The 16,816-nt window shown below is 65.4% G+C and carries 17 protein-coding genes; 13 read left to right on the forward strand and 4 right to left on the reverse strand.

Going from position 1 to position 16,816, the window contains the following annotated elements:
• The 5 genes from VMI09_08590 to VMI09_08610 form a co-directional block, all read left to right on the forward strand.
• On the forward strand, positions 1-555 hold a 555-nt coding region (locus tag VMI09_08590; GenBank protein HTQ24740.1), incomplete at its 5' end, for a S1 RNA-binding domain-containing protein.
• Positions 556-669: 114 nt separating this feature from the next.
• Positions 670-978: an integration host factor subunit beta gene (locus tag VMI09_08595; protein HTQ24741.1), complete on the forward strand. Its 309-nt coding sequence runs from the start codon at positions 670-672 to the stop codon at positions 976-978.
• A gap of 7 nt (positions 979-985) precedes the next feature.
• Complete coding sequence (locus tag VMI09_08600; protein HTQ24742.1) at positions 986-1,516, forward strand: HIT domain-containing protein; 531 nt, start codon at positions 986-988, stop codon at positions 1,514-1,516.
• A 32-nt stretch (positions 1,517-1,548) separates the two neighbouring features.
• Positions 1,549-2,958, forward strand: a complete 1,410-nt coding sequence (locus VMI09_08605; protein ID HTQ24743.1) for a hypothetical protein — start codon at positions 1,549-1,551, stop codon at positions 2,956-2,958.
• 27 nt (positions 2,959-2,985) lie between these two features.
• The gene (locus VMI09_08610; GenBank protein HTQ24744.1) at positions 2,986-4,584 is read left to right on the forward strand and encodes a VWA domain-containing protein; all 1,599 of its coding nucleotides are present in this window, start codon (positions 2,986-2,988) and stop codon (positions 4,582-4,584) included.
• 61 nt (positions 4,585-4,645) lie between these two features.
• Here VMI09_08610 and VMI09_08615 read toward each other — a convergent pair whose 3' ends face one another.
• Positions 4,646-5,404, reverse strand: a complete 759-nt coding sequence (locus VMI09_08615) for a hypothetical protein (GenBank protein ID HTQ24745.1) — start codon at positions 5,402-5,404, stop codon at positions 4,646-4,648.
• A 179-nt stretch (positions 5,405-5,583) separates the two neighbouring features.
• Positions 5,584-6,570 (reverse strand): MBL fold metallo-hydrolase, encoded by a 987-nt coding sequence (locus tag VMI09_08620; GenBank protein HTQ24746.1) that lies wholly within the window; start codon positions 6,568-6,570, stop codon positions 5,584-5,586.
• A 203-nt stretch (positions 6,571-6,773) separates the two neighbouring features.
• Between VMI09_08620 and VMI09_08625 the strand changes: the two genes are divergently transcribed.
• Positions 6,774-8,738, forward strand: a complete 1,965-nt coding sequence (locus tag VMI09_08625; GenBank protein ID HTQ24747.1) for an exonuclease domain-containing protein — start codon at positions 6,774-6,776, stop codon at positions 8,736-8,738.
• The gene (gene maiA / locus VMI09_08630) at positions 8,735-9,376 is read left to right on the forward strand and encodes a maleylacetoacetate isomerase (GenBank protein ID HTQ24748.1); all 642 of its coding nucleotides are present in this window, start codon (positions 8,735-8,737) and stop codon (positions 9,374-9,376) included. Before VMI09_08625 ends, maiA begins: the two co-directional genes overlap by 4 nt.
• A gap of 111 nt (positions 9,377-9,487) precedes the next feature.
• Here the strand turns inward: maiA and VMI09_08635 are convergent, their stop codons facing one another.
• Both VMI09_08635 and VMI09_08640 read right to left on the reverse strand, forming a co-directional pair.
• Positions 9,488-10,885, reverse strand: coding sequence for a cytochrome P450 (locus tag VMI09_08635; protein ID HTQ24749.1), 1,398 nt, complete (start codon positions 10,883-10,885; stop codon positions 9,488-9,490).
• Positions 10,886-10,912: 27 nt separating this feature from the next.
• The gene (locus tag VMI09_08640; GenBank protein HTQ24750.1) at positions 10,913-11,869 is read right to left on the reverse strand and encodes a tetratricopeptide repeat protein; all 957 of its coding nucleotides are present in this window, start codon (positions 11,867-11,869) and stop codon (positions 10,913-10,915) included.
• Positions 11,870-12,085: 216 nt separating this feature from the next.
• Here VMI09_08640 and cofC point away from each other — a divergent pair, with 216 nt between their 5' ends.
• From cofC to VMI09_08670, 6 genes are all read left to right on the forward strand, one after another.
• The gene (gene cofC / locus VMI09_08645; GenBank protein HTQ24751.1) at positions 12,086-12,733 is read left to right on the forward strand and encodes a 2-phospho-L-lactate guanylyltransferase; all 648 of its coding nucleotides are present in this window, start codon (positions 12,086-12,088) and stop codon (positions 12,731-12,733) included.
• 14 nt (positions 12,734-12,747) lie between these two features.
• On the forward strand, positions 12,748-13,527 hold the full coding sequence (locus VMI09_08650; GenBank protein ID HTQ24752.1) for an MlaE family lipid ABC transporter permease subunit: 780 nt from the start codon (positions 12,748-12,750) through the stop codon (positions 13,525-13,527).
• A 129-nt stretch (positions 13,528-13,656) separates the two neighbouring features.
• Positions 13,657-14,460, forward strand: a complete 804-nt coding sequence (locus VMI09_08655) for an ATP-binding cassette domain-containing protein (protein HTQ24753.1) — start codon at positions 13,657-13,659, stop codon at positions 14,458-14,460.
• A 9-nt stretch (positions 14,461-14,469) separates the two neighbouring features.
• Complete coding sequence (locus VMI09_08660) at positions 14,470-14,985, forward strand: MlaD family protein (protein HTQ24754.1); 516 nt, start codon at positions 14,470-14,472, stop codon at positions 14,983-14,985.
• A gap of 17 nt (positions 14,986-15,002) precedes the next feature.
• Positions 15,003-15,695: an ABC transporter substrate-binding protein gene (locus tag VMI09_08665; protein HTQ24755.1), complete on the forward strand. Its 693-nt coding sequence runs from the start codon at positions 15,003-15,005 to the stop codon at positions 15,693-15,695.
• A gap of 61 nt (positions 15,696-15,756) precedes the next feature.
• Positions 15,757-16,581: a VacJ family lipoprotein gene (locus VMI09_08670; GenBank protein HTQ24756.1), complete on the forward strand. Its 825-nt coding sequence runs from the start codon at positions 15,757-15,759 to the stop codon at positions 16,579-16,581.
• Positions 16,582-16,816 lie beyond the last annotated feature (235 nt).

A 16,816-nucleotide genomic window follows, 5' to 3' on the forward strand; every position in this document is an offset into this window, starting at 1 on the left:
CTCGTGCACATCTCGGATCTTTCGTGGACCAAGAAGGTGCGTCATCCCTCGGAAGTGTACAAGAAGGGCGACGAGGTCGAGGCGACCGTGCTCGGCATCGACGTCGAGAACGAGCGCGTGAGCCTCGGCGTCAAGCAGCTCACGCCCGATCCGTGGTCGACCGTGGCGCAGCGCTATCCGCTCAACACGCGGGTGCACGGCAAGGTGAGCTCGGTCGCCGACTTCGGCGTGTTCGTCGAACTCGAGGAAGGGATCGAGGGGCTCATCCATATCTCGCAGCTCAGCAACGAGCGCGTGGACAAACCTTCCTCGCTGTTCAAGGTTGGCGACGAGCTCGAGGCGATCGTGGTGCAGGTCGACAGCCGCGAGCGTCGGATCGGGCTTTCGATAAAGGCGATCAAGCAGCACGAGGAGCGCGAAGAGATGCAGGCCTATCTCAAGCGCGAGCACGAGGCGGCGCGCTTCTCGATGGAAGATATCCTGAACGAAGAGCTGCGGCTCGACCGCGAAGAGGGCGGGCGCGGGGCGCCGCGCGGGCAGCGCCGCGACCGCTGACCGTTGCGCCGGGGCGCGGCGCGGATCGCGCGGCACCGGACGCAGACACGCCATGAGCACAAGGGCCGGGTTGTCACCGACCGGAGCGTAGAGGGCGGGAGCACAGTAAGTCCGATGACCAAGCGCGGCGTTATCGACGAATTGCTGGCAAGGCATCAGAAATTCTCGCATCGCCAGTCCGAGACCATCGTCAACGCGATGTTCGAGGAGATGGCGAGCGTGCTGGCCCACGGCGGACGAATCGAGATTCGCGGCTTCGGCAGCTTCGGCGTCAAGCAGCGGCGCGCGCGCCAGGGGCGCAATCCGCGCACCGGCGACATGGTCGCCGTGGAAGCCAAGCGCGTCCCGTTCTTCCGCACCGGCAAGGAACTGCGCGCGGGCCTCAATGGCGCCGAGCAGGACGCCCAGGCGCGCTCCGCGTAAGCGCGCTTTGGCCCGGCCCGCCGACGGCGAGCCGCTGCGGCTGTGGGCGCCCTGGCGAGGGACCTACCTGCGCACTGCCGGCCTGCCGGGCCGCGGATGCATCTTCTGCTTCGGCACGCCCGGCGCCGCCGAGCGCCGCCGCAGGCTGGTGCTTTACGCGGGGCCGCTCGCGCTGGTGATGCTCAATCGCTACCCCTACAACAATGGCCACTTGATGATCGCGCCGCGCCGCCACCTCGCTTCGCCCGACCTGCTCGAGCGCGCCGAGCGCGCCGCGCTCGCCGAGCTGCAGGCCGCGGCGCTGACGCTTCTGCGCCGCGCCTACAACTGCGAGGGGTTCAATCTGGGCGCGAACCTTGGGCGATGCGGCGGCGCGGGCTTTGCCGATCACATGCACTGGCACGTGGTGCCGCGATGGGACGGCGACGTCAATTTCATGCCGGTGCTGGCGGCGACGCGCGTGATCTCGGAGCATCTCGAGACAACCTTCGATTTACTGGAGCCGCTTTTCAAGACGGTCGACGCTGCCATATCCTAAAGCGGGACGGGATTTCCCGACTGGATTTTTAAATGAAGCAAGACTTGCTGAAAATCCGCACGCTGGGCCAGCTGCGCGCGGCGGGCGTCGCGGTGTTGCCGGTCCGGCTCGAGATGCGCCGCAATCTGATCGGCCGCCTGCGCGCGGGCGAGCGGATTCTCCCCGGCATCATCGGCTACGACGAGAGCGTGCTGCCGGAGATCGAAAACGGCGTGCTCGCGGGCCATCACATGATCTTTCTCGGCGAACGCGGACAGGCAAAGTCGCGCCTAATCCGCCTGCTCATCGAGCTCCTCGACGAACACGTCGCGGCGGTCAAGGGCTGTGAGATCAACGACGATCCGTACCGTCCGATCTGTGGCGCCTGCCGCCGCCGCCTGGCCGAAGCCGGCGAAGCGCTCGAGATCGAATGGATCGGACGCGAGCGGCGCTACGCCGAGAAGCTCGCGACGCCCGACGTCTCGGTGGCGGACCTGATCGGCGAGATCGATCCGATCAAGGTCGCCGAGGGCCGCTACCTCGCCGACGAGGAGACCATCCACTACGGCCTCATCCCGCGCACCAACCGCGGCATCTTCGCGATCAACGAGTTGCCCGACCTGACCGAGAAGGTGCAGGTCGGACTGTTCAACCTGATGGAAGAGAAGGACGTCCAGATCAAGGGCTACCGCGTGCGCATGCCGCTTGACCTGGTGTTCGTCGCGAGCGCCAACCCGGAGGATTACACCTCGCGCGGCCGGATCATCACGCCGCTGAAGGACCGCTTCGACGTCCAGATCCGCACGCACTACCCGCGAACGATCGAAGACGAAATCGCGATCATGGATCAGGAATGCGGCTATCCGGCGAGCGACGGGATGGCGCTGCGCATCCCGTCCTTCATCAAGGAGGTGGTCGCGCAGCTGACCTTCGAGGCGCGCGCCTCCAATGAGATCAACCAGACCTCGGGGGTTTCGGTGCGGGTCTCGATCAACAACTTCGAATCGGTGATCTCCAACGCCGAGAAGCGCGCGGTGCGCCTGGGCGAGAACGAGATCGTGCCGCGGCTCTCCGATCTGCCGTCGCTCTACGCCTCGACCGCGGGCAAAATTGAGCTCGAATACGTGGGCGAGGACAAGAAGGAGGACGACCTGATCGAGCGGCTCATCAACCGCGCCGTGCTCAAGACCTTCGACCGCTACTTCAAGGTCGACGATCTGCGCCGCGTGAGCGCGTACTTCGAGGGCGGATGGGGCGTCGAGGTCTCCGACCAGTCGCCGGCCTCCGAATACCTCGAGGCGCTGCGCGAGGTGCCGGGCCTGCGCGAGGCGGTCGAGCAGCTGGGCTCGTTCGAGACGCCGGGCCTGATGGCCGCAGCGACCGAACTCGTGTTCGAGGGCCTGCATCTTCATCAGAAGCTCAACAAGGAGCGCCACGGCGGGCGCTTCGCCTATCACGCCTGAGGCCGGGGACGGGCGCGGGCGACGCCGATGATCGAAATCCGCTACACCGCGTGGGACGGCAGCCAGAAGCTCAGGCTCGACGCCGACAAGGTATTCGAGAAGCTGGCCGAGTTTCTCTCCTACACCGACGACGTGCGCCAGGCGATGGACTGGATGTCGCGCCAGGGAATGGACTTCGACGGCATGCGCGTCGCGGGACTGGAGGAGTTTCTCGAACAGCTGCGCCAGGAGATGCGCCAGCGCTACCGCGACTTCAATCTCAAGGAGGCGCTGGACGAGATCGATCAGCGCCTGCAGGACATCGTCGATCGCGAGCGCGGCACGCTCGAGCGGATGAATGCCGAGCGGCCCGGCGCCCGGTTCGAGCAGAAGCTGCGCGAACTGCAGCGCATCCCGCGCCGGTTCTCAGAGGCGATTCGCAAGCTCGAGAGCCATGAATTTGAGGACGCCCAGGCGCGCGCCGATTTCGAGCAGCTGCTCAAGGAATACGAGAACATCCGCGACCTCGAAAACTTTCGCGAGCGCAACCAGCATCTGTTCCACGGCCCCAAGAGCCTCAACTACCGCGAGGCGCTCGAGCTGATGCGCGAGATGGAGCGGATGAAGCAGCTCGAGCAGGATCTGATGTCGAGCAACTTCGACAAGATCTCGGCCGACGATCTGCGCGAGATGCTGGGGCAGCAGGCCGACGAGGATTTCCAGAACCTGCGCCAGGTGATGCTGCTGCTCGAAGAGGGCGGCTACATGGTCCAGAAGGGCGAGCACATGGCGCTCTCGCCCAAGGGCGTGCGCCGGATCGGCCAGCTGGCGCTGCGCGACATCTACCAGGGCCTGCTCAAGGACCGCGCCGGATCCCATCAGACCGACCATCGCGGCATCGTCGAAATCCGCCCCGACCAGACCAAGAGCTACGCCTTCGGCGATCCGCTCAACCTGAACCTGGTCGCGACGCTCAGGCACGCGCTGGCGCGGCGGCCCGGCGTGCCGCTCAAGCTCGAGCCCGGCGACTTCGAGGTTTACGAAAGTGACTACGCGAGTTCGTCGTCAACGGTGCTGTGCCTGGACATGTCGTGGTCGATGAGCTGGGAAGGGCGCTTTGCGGCGGCGAAGAAGGTCGCGATGGCGATGGAGACGCTCATCCGGACCAAGTTTCCGCGCGACTTTTTTTCCATCGTCGGCTTCTTCACCCGCGCGGTCGAATTGAAGCTGAAAGACCTGCCCGAAGCCTCATGGAACATGGGCGACCCGTTCACCAACCTGCAGGACGGGCTGCGCCTGGCCTCCGACCTGCTCGGACGCCATCCCTCGCGCAATCAGCACATCATCGTGATCACCGACGGCCAGCCGACCGCCTATTTTCTCAACAAGCGCCTGTACTGCGAATGGCCGCTCTCGTTCGGCGGCATCAGCATGCGCGCGGCGCAGGAGACGCTCAGGGAAGTCGAGCGCGTTACCCGCAAGGGCATCACGATCAACACCTTCATGCTGGACGACTCGCCGAGCCTGCGCGCCTTCGTCGAAAAGATGACCCAGATCAACCGCGGCCGCGCGCTCTACACGCGCCCCGATCATCTGGGCGAGTACATGCTGGTGGATTACCTCTCGAAGCGCCGCAAAAAGATCTAGCGGCCGCCGCGAATCGCGAGTTTGCGCCGGATTCCTGCTCGGGCCCGGCGCGATCGCTTCGCTACGGGACGGCCGCGGCGGCGGCCGAATCGTCGGCCGTGCTCGAATCTTCGGTGGACGCGCCGCCGGCGCTCCCGCCGTCTTCGGGCCGGTTCCACTCCGCCGCCTTCCAGCCCTGATCGAACGCCGTGATCCGCTCGTTGGAGAAGCCGTGGTCGTGGACGCCGCTGAATTCGTCGCCGCCGAGGCTGTAGAAGGGGGTGATGTTGGCGCGCGGAATGCCCATCCGTTCGAGCGTGTAACCCGAGAACCGATCGGCCTCAAGTTCCTTCTCGACGCTCGAGGCTTTGCGCTCGTAATCGTGATGTTCGATATGGCCGAGTTCGTGCGCCATGATCGCGTAGAGCATCGAGGTCTTGTCGGGTTCGCCGTGCTCGTCGGTCTCGCCGCGCAGGAACGCTGCGATGAAGACCGGGTTGTAGAAGATGCATCCGCTGCGCGAGACATGCGGCGACGAGACCTGCACCGATTCGTAAACCGGAGTGCTCATGCCCCACTGGCGGTCGATGTCGGCGACGATGCTCTTGTAGGGCTCGGTCGCCGGCCGCGCGGGCTCGCCGCAGACCTTATGCGCGCCGTCGGCCGCAGGCGGCGCCTGCTGCGCCGCCTGCGGATCGTCGTTGGCAGCCGGAACGGCCGGCGCGGCTTTCGACGGATGGCTCTGATGCGCAGGACGCGGTTCGTCCTGGGGCGTCACGACCGTCCAATCGTCGTCCTGCGCGAGCGCCGGCCGCGCGGCAATCACGGCGTATCCAAGCACGAGCGCTGTTATCGCCAGCAGCGTAGCCGGAAGTCTTGCTGGAAGCTTTGGTCGTTCGTGCGAGTTGGCCATTATCTTCCCCCCCGATATTTACCCGATATTTACCCGATGACTTTCCCGGGGTGTTCAATCTGCGACGCCGCTAATGCGGCTCTTCTAATCTCCTGTGGCATTGTAGCTCATTTTGACGCATTCAACAGAACGTCCGTTCTACCCGAAACGCAAGCCCCGCCGGTGGCTCGAAGAGCGGTCCGCGGCGCCGGCTGCGGCAGGCTCCAGGCGACACCGATTTGGCGAATCGCGACTTTGCCGGGTTCGGGCCCCGCCGCCGCCAACAGTCGGCGCATCGGTGCATCCATCGGTTCCTTCGAGAGCCGGAAGGTGCCCCAATGAATCGGCACCAGGTAGCGTGCGCGGGTCTGCTGGAACATCGCCCACACCTGCTCGGGGTTGGCGTGATGGCGAATCCAGGGGTCGTAGGCCGCGATCGAGAACGCCGCGACGTCGGGCGGGTCGGCCGCGAGCGCGTCGAAGAGAGGCGTGTACGCGCTGTCGCACGCGAGCAGCATCCGCGTGCCGCCGCGCGCGATCAGGTAGCTGTTGTAGCCGTATGCGCGGCCAAACGGCGGCCATCGCACTCCCCAGTGCTTCGCGCCCATCGCTGTCACGCTCAGGCCCTTGACCGTCGTGCTCTGGCCCCATCGAAGCTCGCGCACGTCGGTAAACCCCAATGGACGAATCAGGTCGGCGCATCCGCTGCATGCAATTACGACTGCGCGTCGGGGCAGTGCGCTCAGCGACGGCAGATCGAGATGATCCATGTGCGCGTGGGTGATCAGGATGACATCGAGATTCTGCAGCTCTGCGGGCGCAAGCGGCGGCGCGCTATGCCGGCGCGGCCCGATTGTCAGCATCGAGCCGATCGACAGCCCGACGCGGTTGAACAGCGCCGGATCGCTCAGCACGCGCACGCCGTACCAGTCCATCAAGAGCGTCGAATGGCCGAGGTCCGCGATGGTCAGCGTGCCGTTGGGCCATGCCGCCGGATGAAGCTGCTCCGCGGGCGCCGTCGCGTCCTGGTAGGGACCGGCCTCCGAGATCAATTCGCCGAGCACAACCCCGAGCACCGCCAGGGCCGCGACCGCCGCCGCCATCCGGATCGCCATAGATATCCTGCGCCGAACCAGCATCGAGAACGCCGCGCTGCGCGGTCGACCAAGCGTACAGCTTCCGGGCGCGGCCCGGCAAACCCCGGTCGCGTCGGGCAGTAGGCTTTCCCCGCGTAGTCTGCTAAAGCGAACATAACACGAAGCGTGCCAGACGGCCTTAAGTCGGCCAGGCGGCCTTTAGTCAGGAGGATGGGGGGGGCATGATGGCGGATCGGACGGGAGCCTTCGACCTCGGCGGTCGGTATTCCGGCGCGACCGCGCGCGAAAAACTGCTCGCCTATCTCGAGCGCCAGGCGGCCGGCGCGCATACCGGCGAACTGGTCGGCCTGCTTTTCGCCGGCGCCGGTTCCGACCCCGAACTCGGCCCGCGCATCGTTCATCGCCTGCTCGCCGGCGATCCCAATTTCGTCTTCGATGCGGCGAGCGGGATGTGGTCGCTGCGGACCAACGAGGGGTTGAAGGTGCCGCTCGACCGCGGCCGCTACGTGGTGGTCGATCTCGAGACCACCGGCGGCCGACCTGGCCCCGGCACGATCACGGAAATCGGCGCGTACCGGATGGAAGGTCCGCGGATGACCGAATCGTTCGCGACCCTGGTGCGCCCGCGCGGGCCGATTTCGCCTTTCGTCACGCGGCTTACGTCGATCACCGACGAGATGGTGGCGGACGCGCCGCCGATCGAGCGCGTGCTGCCGGTGTTTCGCGATTTTCTGGGCGACGCGGTGATGGTCGCGCACAACGCGCAGTTCGATTGCGCGTTCCTCGATTTCGAGTTCCGCCGCATCTTCGGAATCGGCCTGCGCAACCCGGTGCTATGCACGCTCAGGCTCTCGCGCCGTTTCGCGCCGTCGCTGCGCCGCCGCCGGCTCGACGCCCTGGCCGAGCACTTCGGCCTTTCCACCGCGGGACGCCATCGCGGACTCGGCGATGCGCGGATGGCCGCGGAGCTGCTCTCGATCTTTCTCGACATCGCGGCGCAAAGCGGAGTGACCCGCGTCGACCGGCTGATCGATTTGCACGGCCGCGGCGCCGCCGGGCGCAGAATCGAGCGCCACGTCGCGCCCGAAGCGATCGCCGCGCTGCCGATGGCGCCCGGGGTTTACCTGATGCGCAACGAGCGCGGCGATCTGCTCTACGTCGGCAAGGCGCGGCGCCTGCGCGAGCGCGTCGCCTCCTATTTCAACGGCGGCTTCGCGATCAACGCCAAAACCGCCGAGCTGGTGAGCCATGTCTATGCGATCGACACGCGCGTTGCGCCGTCGGCGCTCGACGCCGCGCTGCTCGAAGCGCGGCTCATCCGCGAGCTCAAGCCGCCGTATAACCGGATGCTCAAGGGGATGGCGCAGGCGTACTTCGTGCGGCTCGATCTGATGGACGAGTTTCCGCGGCTTGGGCTCGCGCCCAGGCTTTCGGCGCGGCGCGGCGTGATGCAGCTTGGGCCGTTCGTCGGCCGCGGCGGAGTTGACCGGGCCGTGCGCGCGCTCGGGCGCGTGCTCGGATTGCGCACCTGCGCGGGCAAGCTTAAGCCCGAGCCGGATTTCTCGCCGTGCATGTACGGCCAGATGGGGCATTGCGCGATGCCCTGCAATCTGAGCGCCGGCGAGGACGCCTATGGCGCGCGGGTGCGGCGCGCGGTCGAATTTTTGCGCGGGCGCAGCGCACCGCTGCTCGGCGAGCTCGCCCGCGCGCGCGACCAGGCGGCGCGCGCGATGCGCTTCGAAGAGGCCGCGCGGCTTAAGCGCGAGCTTGCGGCGCTCACCACGCTCGCCGCGCGCGCCGAGCGCCTAAGCCGCGTCGTCACCGAGAACAACCTCGCGATCATGGTGGGCGAGGGGGACTCGATGCTCGCGCACGTCGTGTTGAGCGGGCGTCTCGCGCTTAGCCGGCCGCTTCGCGAAGCGGCCGACGCGCATGCGGTCGCGGAATTCGTCGCCGCCAATTACGAACCCTACCGCGTGCGGCCGGTTGTGCGCGATGAGTTGGACGCGATGGCGATCGTTGCGCGATGGCTCTCCGAGCGCGACCCCGCCGACGGCCGGCTGATTCATCTGCACGGGCCGAGCGTGGATCCCGCCGCGTTACGGCCGCCCGCTGCGGTCGCCGGCGAGGCTTTTCCGGGTGCTTTGGGCCGGGGCTATACTGCCGCCGAGGAAGGAGAGCCATGAAGCTCTACGGATTTTTCAGATCGTCGGCGTCGTATCGCGCGCGGATCGCGCTCAATCTGAAGGGGCTCAGGTACGAGTACGCCTCGGTCAATCTGCTGAAGGATGAAACCCTGGGCGAAGAGTATCGCCGGCTGAATCCGCAGGCGATCGTGCCGCTGCTCGAGGACGGCGGCGTGCTCGTACCGCAATCGATGGCGATCTGCGAATATCTCGAAGAGCGCTTTCCCGCGCCGCCGATCCTGCCGTCCGATCCGGCGGGGCGGGCGCGGGTGCGCGCGATCGCGCTCAACATCGCCTGCGAGATTCATCCGCTCAACAACCGCCGGACGCAGGTCTATCTCGGCGAGCAGCTCAAGCTCGGCGAGCAGCGGGTGGGCGAATGGTGCCGCCACTGGATCGCGCTCAATTTCGCCGCGCTCGAAGCGATGATGGCTTCCGGAGCGAGCGGGCGCTTTTGCCACGGCGACACGCCGACGATGGCGGACGTTTTCCTCGTGCCGCAGATTTTTAACGCCGCGAGGGTCGACCTCGACATGGGGCCCTATCCGGCGCTCCGAAAGATCAACGAGGAGTGTCTGAAGCTCGAGGCGTTCGCCGCGGCGCATCCTTCGCGCCAGCCCGACGCGGTTAGGTCGTAGCCACGCGCCTCTGTTCCTTTCCCCAAAGCTGAGTGAGACGGGATGAAGAAGATGGCTGCGTATATTCCCTCTCCCAAGACACACAGGGGAAGCGGGTAAGAGAAGACTGCGTCAGCGGGCGGCGTTGCGTCGAATGTCCGCGGCGACGGCGGTATCCGCCGGATGGAGCGTCATCCGCATCCCGTGGCGCGGGCGCAGCGTGATCAGCGGATGGAGTTCCACCGGATGCCCCGGCGCGAGGCCGAGCCGGTAGCGCTGCGCCACCGTCGCGATCACCAGTTGCGCTTCGGTCATCGCGAAGCCGTTGCCGATACAAATTCGCGGACCGCCGCCGAACGGCAGGTAGGCGAAATTCGGACGCCCCTCCGAGCGCGCGGGCGAGAAGCGCTCGGGGTCGAAGCGCTCCGGCGCCTCCCAGAAGGCGGGATGGCGATGCGTGATGAAGCTGCAGATGATCACGCTGGTCTTGCGCGGGATGCGGTAGCCGCCGATTTCGTCGTCGGCGATGGCGTTGCGCGAAATCGCCCACGCCGGCGGATAAAGCCGCATCGATTCTTCCACCACCATCCGCGTGTACGGCAGATTCGGCAGATCGAGCGCGTCGGGCGCGCGATCGCCGAGCACCTCGCGGACTTCCCGCTCGAGCTTGTCTGCCGCTTCGGGGTTCTGCGCGAGCAGGTACCAGGTCCAGGTCAGCGCGTTGGCGGTGGTTTCATGGCCTGCCAGCAGCAGGGTCAGAACCTCGTCGCGCACCTGGCGCGGGGTCATCCCCTTGTCAGTCTCCTCGTCCACCGCCTCGAGCAGCATCGAGAGCAAGTCCTGGTTGCGATGGGTGCTGAGGCGGCGCTCGTCGATGATCTTGCCGACGACCTGGTCGAGCGCAAGCACGGCGGCGCGAAAGCGGCGCTTGCGCGGCGTCGGAATCATCCAGAGCAGGTCGAGCAGGCTGAATTCGCCAAGCTGCCGGTTGACCTCGGTCAGCGCGTCGCCGATCGCTTCGGCGTCGTCGCTCACGTCGGCGCTGAACAGCGCCTTGGCCACGATCTTAAGCGTAAGATGTGTCATCTCGGCGCCGACATCGAAAGGCTCGCCGCGGCGCGCGAGCGCGTCCCACCGTTCGAGCATCTCGAGCGTGCTGTTGACCATCAGGTTGCAGAACCCGGCCACGCGCTGGCGATGGAACATCGGGGCGATGAGCCGGCGCTGGCGATGCCAGAACGCGCCCTCGCTGGTCAGCAGGCCGTTGCCGAGCAGCCGCCGGAGCATCGCATAGTCCACGTTCTGCTTGTTGTAGTTGCGCTGGTTGTCGTGCAGGACGTGGCGGATATGCTCGGGATGGGCGAGCAGCGCCGCGCGCGTATTGCCGAAGCGGTAGCCCACGATGTCGCCGTGGTCGCGAAAGCCCTCGCGCATTAGCTCGAGCGGCTCGCGCTGCACCCGGCGGAGGCTGCCGAGCAGGAGCGATCCGCGCGGTCCGGGCGGCTTTGCGGATTTGCCGCCGGCCTTCACCGCGTCACTTGCATCCCGCTCGCACGGTTACTCGGCGGCGGCCACGGGGATGTAACCCACGGTCCCGTTACGCAGCGTTACCTGCAGCCAGTCGCCCGCGATTCCCGTCACGTGCACGAAGTGTCCGCGATGCACCTGGCCGACCACGCTGGTCGAACCGTCGGCCGCCTGGTACACGGGAGAGTTCTTGGTCAGCTTGAACTTGCGGTCGATTGGCTTGAGCTTGTGCTCCTTGACCGCCGGGGTCGTGGGCGGCGGCGCCGCCGCGGTCGCCGCGCCGGGCGCCGTGCCGGGCGCTTCCGGAGCCGCCCTGACCGGCTCGGCCAGCAGGTGCGGATCGAGCGCGCGGACCTCGGCAAATTCGGCCTCGGCCTCGGCCCTGGTGTCGGGGTTCGCGTTCAGCAGGTTCGCGAGCGCGAGATGGGCCTGCGCATTCTTGGGCTGCAGCCCGATCGCGGTGCGCAACTCGACCTCGGCCCTTACCTGGCGCTTATTCTTCGCGAGCAGCGCGCCGAGCTGGAGACGGTAGACCGGATCGGTCGGCTTGAGCGCGACGGCCGCGAGGTATTGTTCCTCGGCCGCGCCCATCTGCCCCGCCGATTCGTAAAGTCCGCCGAGCGCCGAATGAGCGGCCGGGTTGGCCGGTTCCAGTTCGAGCACGCGCACGAACTCGGCCTGCGCCAGCGTCGGCTTCTGCTCGAAGACGTAGAGGTTGCCGAGCGCGACGTGGACGCGCGGATCGCCGGGCGCGGCCTTGACCGCTGCCTGGTAGTTCTCTTCCGCCTGCCCGAGGTCCGTCCGCTGCATCGCGGCGTCGCCCTCGCGCAGGTAGTCGTTGACCGATTTGCCGCGGCATCCGGCGATAAGTCCCGTGCTCAGCACCGCCGCGGCGGCCACAATCGCGATCGTGCGGCCGCGCATGCGCGCCATGCGGCGGTTGAATTTTTCAGTAAGCGTTGAAACGCTCCGATGTTGCGGCTCCATGCCTCCACCTTCCTCGTCCGGCCCAGACCGATGTAACGCGCCCTCTGCGGCTGCCGCGCGGGCCCGCCAAAGGACCGTGCGGCCGTCCGGTTGCCGATAAAGCGAGCGGCGGAGCGCAGCTTCAATGTTGGGGCCGCGATGCGAACTCTGTCAAGGCGCGCCATCCGATCCTTTTCGGTTTGGCTCGATCGACGGCGTGAGTTATAAAGGTACGCCGTGCGTGCAATCCTTATCGCAGCGAAGCATCTGGCCTTTGCCAAGACGCGCCTGGGCCGCGCGGTCGGCGACGCCGATCGAATGGCGCTCGCCGAGGCGATGTTTCGCGACGTGCTGGCTGCGGCGCTCAGCGCGCGCGCGGCCGAGCACGTGGCCGTGATCAGTTCGGACCCGGCATTGCTCGACGCGGCGCGCGCCGCGGGAGCGCTGGTGATCGACGAGGAATTTCCGCGCGGGCTCAACGCGGCAGTTCGTGTCGCGACCTCCGCGCTCGCCGCGCAGGGCGTCGAGAGCCTCTGCACGGTGCTTTCGGACATTCCCCTGGTGACCGGCGAGGATATCGATACCGTGTTCGCCGAACTGGCCGAAGAGGACCGCGGGGTGGTGCTGGTGCCCTCGCGCGACTTGAGCGGGACCAATATAATCGCACGGGCGCCGGCCGACGCGATTCCGACTCGCTTCGGCGGCCAAAGCCTCGCGCGCCATCTCGAGGAATGTTATCGGCTCGGGCTGCCGAGCCGGGTGGTGCGCCAGCGCGGTCCCGGGCTTGATCTCGACGTGATCGATGATCTCAACGAATTCGTGCGCACGCCCAGCATGACGCATACCTACGGCCAGCTTGCCCGGCTCGGTATTATTCACGGTTAAACGGGCTTATCCGGATGTCGAGAATTGCGGGGCTGATTGCGCGCCTCGGCGCGCTGGTGATCGATAACGTCATCGCGCTGGGTAACTTCGTGCTGTTCCTGACGGTCGCGCTGTGGTGCGCGGTCCTTCCGCCATACAAACCGCGCCTCGCGATCCGCCAGATGCGCACGATCGGCGCCGAGTCGATCGTGCTGGTCGCGCTGATCGGCGCGTTCACCGGGATGGTGCTCGGCCTGCAGGGCTACAACACGCTGCGCCGCTTCGGTTCCGAGGGCGCGCTCGGCACGGTCGTCGCGCTGGTGCTGGTGCGCGAGCTGGGGCCGGTGCTGGCGGCGCTGATGGTTACGGCGCGGGCGGGTTCCGCGATGGCGGCCGAGCTGGGATCGATGCAGGCGACCGAGCAGATCGACGCGCTTGCGGTGATGGCGATCAATCCGATCCAGTACCTCATCTCGCCGCGCGTGATCGCGGGGGTGCTCAGTTTCCCGCTGCTGACCAGCATCTTCGACGTGATCGGAATCTGGGGCGGCTACCTTATCGGCGTCGGCCTGATGGGGGCGCCGAGCGGCGCCTACTTAAACGGCATCGCAATGAACCTGTCCGCCCACGACATCGCGAGCGGTCTCTACAAGGCGCTGGTCTTCGGGCTGGTCGTGATGTGGGTCTGCTGTTACAAGGGTTACCATGCGCAGCGGATGGCGACCGGGGTAAGCCGCGCAACCACCGAGGCGGTGGTGCTCTCGAGCGTGCTGATTCTGGCCTGGGACTATTTCCTCACGTCGATTCTCCTATAAAATTCGCGGAAATTTCAGACAGAAATGCCGATCGGGGCCAAGATGAGCAAGCGAAGATGAGCAGTGAAGTTGGGCAAGTGAAGTTGGGCGAGTGAAGATGGCGCAGACGCGAATGGCGCAGGACTGACGATGGCGGATCAGAACGGAAAGGGCGCGGCCGCGCCGGGCGGACCGGTTGCGATCGAAGTGCGCGGCCTGCGCCATCGCTTCGGAGCGCAGGAAGTTCTGCGCGGCGTCGATCTCGATTTTCCACGCGGCCATATCACGACCATCGTGGGCCCCAGCGGATGCGGCAAGACCGTGCTGCTCAAGCATCTCAACCTGCTCTTGCGTGCCGACTCGGGCAGAATCGTGATCGACGGAGTCGATGTCACGCGCCTGAGCAATCGCGGACTGGACGAGGTGCGCAAGGAATTCGGGATGCTGTTCCAGGCGGGCGCGCTGTTCGATTCGATGACGGTGTTCGACAATGTCGCGTTTCCGCTGGTCGAGAACACCGGTATGGAACGCAAGGAAATTGCGCTCAAGGTGCATGAGATGCTGGGCAACGTTGGCCTCGAGGGGATGGAGAACAAGTATCCCTCGGAGCTGAGCGGCGGGATGCAGAAGCGGGCGGCGCTCGCCCGCGCGCTCGTGCGCAATCCGAAGATCCTGATGCTCGACGAACCGACCACCGGGCTCGACCCTACCCGCACCGGATCGATTCATGCGCTGGTGCGCCAAACGCAGCAGCGCTTCGGCCTAACCGTGGTGATGGTCAGCCATGACGTGCCCGCGGTATTTGAGATATCCGACCGCGTTGCTTTCATGCACGAGGGCCGGATGAAACTTACCGGAACCCCCGCCGAAGTTACTGCCGCCAACGACGAGGTCTTCAACCGCTTCCTGGCGGGCAGAGCCGCAGGAGACGAGCGCGACGCGGCCGCGCTCTAAGAGCAGACAATGTACGCCAGTTGGACAACCAAGCTTATCGTGGGACTTTTCGCCCTGGCTGGAATCGCGGCACTGGCGATTCTGTCGCTACGGCTGGGAAAAATAGAGCTGTTCAGCAACAGCGGCTACGTCATCTACGCGAATTTCGACAATATTTCCGGCCTGAAGGCTGGCGATCAGGTCGAAATCGCGGGTGTGCAGGTTGGCAAAGTAATTGCTTTGGGGCTCAAGGACTATCGCGCGCACGTGGCGCTGAGGATCAACACCGGTGTAGCGGTGGATACGGACGCAATAGCATCGATTAAGACCAGCGGTATAATTGGCGACAAATACGTCTCGATTTCTCTAGGCGGGGGCGAACATGATCTGACCGCTGGGGGCCTAATTCGCCGAACCCAGTCTGCCTTCGTGTTGGAAGATGCCATAGGCCAGTTGATCAACAGCAATGGCTCGAGCTCCGGCGGCAGCAGCAGCAGCGGCAGCGGCGGCGCGTCCTCCGGGACCCACGACAAAGGCTTGCAGTAAGATAGGAAAAACGCGGTATGTTCGGGAATAATCACTCAGCAGGCAACCTTCGAACCCCTCTGGCGCCGTGGGTTTCGTCTGCAACGGCTCGAATCGCGTTTGGCGCCTTTGCCGCCGCGATGCTTGCCCTGATGGTGGCGACGGCCGTGTCACCGCCGGAGGCTTGGGCCTTGCCGACGGCGCTCGACACGGTCAGCCAGGTTGTCAACACGGCTTTGCCGGTACTGCGCGATAGGAGCAGCCCGGTCCCCCAGCGGCGGCGGAAACTTCGTTCGCTGCTGGAGCAACATTTCGACTTCTCGGATATGTCCCGGATTGCGCTGGGATATCACTGGCGCGAGCTCAGCACCCAGCAGCGAGCCCAATTTACCCAGTTATTTACGGCCTTTATCGAAAATGCATACCTGAGCAAAATTCAGGATTATTCGGGCCAGGATGTCGCCATTCTGGGGCAAAATGCCGAGGGAGAAGGCTTTGCGCGAGTGCGCAGCCAGATAATCCAGTCAGGAAAGCAGCCAATCAAGGTGGATTACCTGTTGCGTGACATGGATGGCGACTGGAAAATCTATGATGTGACAGTTGACGCTATCAGTATTGTGGCGAACTATCGAAATCAGTTTAATCGTGTGATTAATGATCAGGGATTCGATAAACTGATGTCCGATATGCGTGTGAAGCAACAGCAGCTAGAAGCCTCTATGGGGTCATAGACCCTTCAATCCGGGGGGAGAACGACGCCGAACGGAAAGTCTGGCGCGGAGGTAAACAAACGTGGCCGTCAGTGAAGAGATCATGCGAATGCAGACCGAGCGCAGCATCAAGAAGCTAGCCACCCTGTGTGGAACAGCATTGCTGGCGACTTTGCTGATGGTTTCGGCTACGTTCGGTCAGAGCGCCGCGACGGGCGGCGGAGATCAGGCGGCGGCCCCCAAGCTGCCGGGAGAGAAAACGTTGCCGGGTGAAACCGGCGGTCCATATACGGATCCGCTGGAGCCGTTCAACTCGGCGATGTTCAAGTTCAACGTCGATCTGGACCAATACGTGGTCACGCCGGTCGCGAAGGGCTACTCCTACGTGATGCCCGAACCCGCGCGCCAGAGCGTGAACAACTTCTTCCGCAACGTCGGCGTCATCCCGCGCTTTGCCAACAACCTGTTCCAGCTCCATCCGTACAATGCGGCCAACGAGCTCGCACGCTTCGGAATCAACAGCACGCTCGGTGTGGCCGGACTCTTCGACGTTGCCGATTCGTGGTTCGGAATGAAGCAGCACAACGACGATTTCGGTCTGACGCTAGGGCACTATGGGATCTATTCGGGACCGTATGTGATGCTGCCCTTCTTCGGCCCCTCGACCGTGCGCGATACGGTTGGGCTCGTGGTTGACGGCTGCATGAATCCGATGGCTTGGCTGCTGCCGTGGTACGTAACTATCCCTGCGGACGCCGGTTCCGAGGCGATCAACGCGGTCAACTATCGCTCACTGCATCCGAATCAGTTTGAAGAGGCCGACCGCTATGCGGTTGACCTCTACGGCGCAGTGCAAGACGCGTACATGCAGACGCGAGTCGCCGAGCTAAAGCGCATCGCACAATGACGCTTCGCGGCTGGGCGGGGAGATGCGGGCCTTAAGCCCGCATCTCCCCGGGGCCTCAGCCGCCGTAGTGGCTCAACAACGCAAACCAGGCGAGGAGCCGCCCCCAGGGTGGCTTCTCGCCTGGTTTACGTTTGCGGCTCTGCTGCCGCGCTTCCGGATGCGCCCGCCCCTTCGCGCGCTCTCCGCGCGACGGGGCGGGCCGCGATACTCAACGGCGCTGACGTGCGCGGGCCGC

Source organism: Candidatus Binataceae bacterium (assembly GCA_035500095.1).
Classification (GTDB): Bacteria; Desulfobacterota; Binatia; order Binatales; family Binataceae; genus JAKAVN01.

Coding starts and splice junctions, on each gene's coding strand:
- VMI09_08595 (HTQ24741.1), top strand. CDS start 670: ATGACCAAGCGCGGCGTTATCGACGAATTGCTGGCAAGGCATCAGAAA.
- VMI09_08605 (HTQ24743.1), top strand. CDS start 1,549: ATGAAGCAAGACTTGCTGAAAATCCGCACGCTGGGCCAGCTGCGCGCG.
- VMI09_08610 (HTQ24744.1), top strand. CDS start 2,986: ATGATCGAAATCCGCTACACCGCGTGGGACGGCAGCCAGAAGCTCAGG.
- VMI09_08620 (HTQ24746.1), bottom strand. CDS start 6,570: ATGGCGATCCGGATGGCGGCGGCGGTCGCGGCCCTGGCGGTGCTCGGG.
- VMI09_08625 (HTQ24747.1), top strand. CDS start 6,774: ATGATGGCGGATCGGACGGGAGCCTTCGACCTCGGCGGTCGGTATTCC.
- maiA (HTQ24748.1), top strand. CDS start 8,735: ATGAAGCTCTACGGATTTTTCAGATCGTCGGCGTCGTATCGCGCGCGG.
- VMI09_08640 (HTQ24750.1), bottom strand. CDS start 11,869: ATGGAGCCGCAACATCGGAGCGTTTCAACGCTTACTGAAAAATTCAAC.
- VMI09_08650 (HTQ24752.1), top strand. CDS start 12,748: ATGTCGAGAATTGCGGGGCTGATTGCGCGCCTCGGCGCGCTGGTGATC.
- VMI09_08655 (HTQ24753.1), top strand. CDS start 13,657: ATGGCGGATCAGAACGGAAAGGGCGCGGCCGCGCCGGGCGGACCGGTT.
- VMI09_08660 (HTQ24754.1), top strand. CDS start 14,470: ATGTACGCCAGTTGGACAACCAAGCTTATCGTGGGACTTTTCGCCCTG.
- VMI09_08665 (HTQ24755.1), top strand. CDS start 15,003: ATGTTCGGGAATAATCACTCAGCAGGCAACCTTCGAACCCCTCTGGCG.